Origin of the sequence: Thermogutta sp. (assembly GCF_014359955.1) — a bacterium.
In the GTDB taxonomy this organism is placed as follows: domain Bacteria; phylum Planctomycetota; class Planctomycetia; order Pirellulales; family Thermoguttaceae; genus Thermogutta.
Map to the genome: position 1 here is coordinate 1 of NZ_JACIYL010001028.1, position 1,290 is coordinate 1,290.

The window sequence follows — 1,290 nt, forward strand, 5'->3', positions numbered from 1 at the left end:
CTGTGATTGCATGAGACGGGGTGCCTCAACGCTGTCCCGCAAATCCTCCAGTATCGCCTGGACACCCCGAGATTGGAAATACGTGTGCCACTGATGAGTATGGCCGACTTCGCCCGTCACGTCGATGATCCGCAAGACCGAGGAGGCATCGGACGTTACACACGGGACTATCCATCCAATGGCGTTGGGACCATGGCATGTCCACAGGTGTCTGTACCATTTGAGTGCCGGATCCAGGGTATTGACGGTCATTTCAATTCTGAACGGCCGTTGGGATTGCTTGCCTGCCTGGATAGCCTCGTTCAACTCGGAGGCATCGGCGGCCGGCGCGATGAGAAGGAGTTCGACCCGTTGGGCGGTCTGGACCCACGGTTCGCCGTCGCCGCTCGGAATCTGGGAACTTCCGTCGCTTACGGCTTGAACGCTCTGGGCGAACGCTCTGAGCAAGGTTTTGGCACCGAAACTATACCCGACAAGGACGACGCGCCCTTTTGGTTGAAGCCGGTCGAGCCATGCTGTCAGCAAGGTCCCTTCCTGCACACTCCGCATGGCCTTGAGTCGACTGTCTCGGGCGATGCCCCGCACCGTGGGTTGTGATGGCCATGACCACAGAATCATCGGGCCATCAATGTCTTTGGCGATTTTGTAGAATCCCCACATGAACCGCAGGGCATCGCTGGACAACATCCGATTCCCGTGAACCACGATCCACAGGGCTTCGGTGCTGGCAACCGCCTCGTGCAACGCAGCTTCCTCTGCGGATGTGGTGTGTCCCTGTGTATCCACCAGGAAAAACTGGAGGTGCGAAACCGCGCTCGCTGGATCCTGGATCTGGGACCAGGAAACCGATCGAGAACTGACCACCCAGAATGCGGGGCGATTCTGGGAGGTTGCCCGCTCGGACGAAAGGGCCTCCGAATTACACGAAGCGGCCGTCGTTTCGACGGCGGTATCTGCAGCGACGATTTTTTGATGTGGTGCTGCTGAGATGACACCGGTCAGAGCCACCGCTGCCAGAACGCCTGCCCACCAAATTATCCACTTGGAACAAACCGTCATCATTGGCGAAAGCCCTCCCAACTGTTCGCAGCCGTTCAAGTTGCACAGTCACTCCAGGTGAAGGCTTCCTGCCTGCTGGTACTTCCCGAAAAACGCGACCCTCCTCCAAAAGGTAGTTCTGGTTCCAGGGAGATGTATGAGAGGATTTATCCCCTCGTACTCCCCGCCGTTGAGTTGGCCAGGGCGCGGTGTCCTGCCATGCAAACCGCCATCAAGCTGGCCGTTGCAGTT

The 1,290-nt window shown here is 58.2% G+C and carries 1 protein-coding gene; it reads right to left on the reverse strand.

Translation table 11 applies throughout. The features are described from left to right. The coding region (locus tag H5U08_RS19130; RefSeq protein WP_297036866.1) for an alpha/beta hydrolase at window positions 1-1,062 on the reverse strand (1,062 nt) is incomplete at its 3' end. Window positions 1,063-1,290: the final 228 nt, after the last annotated feature.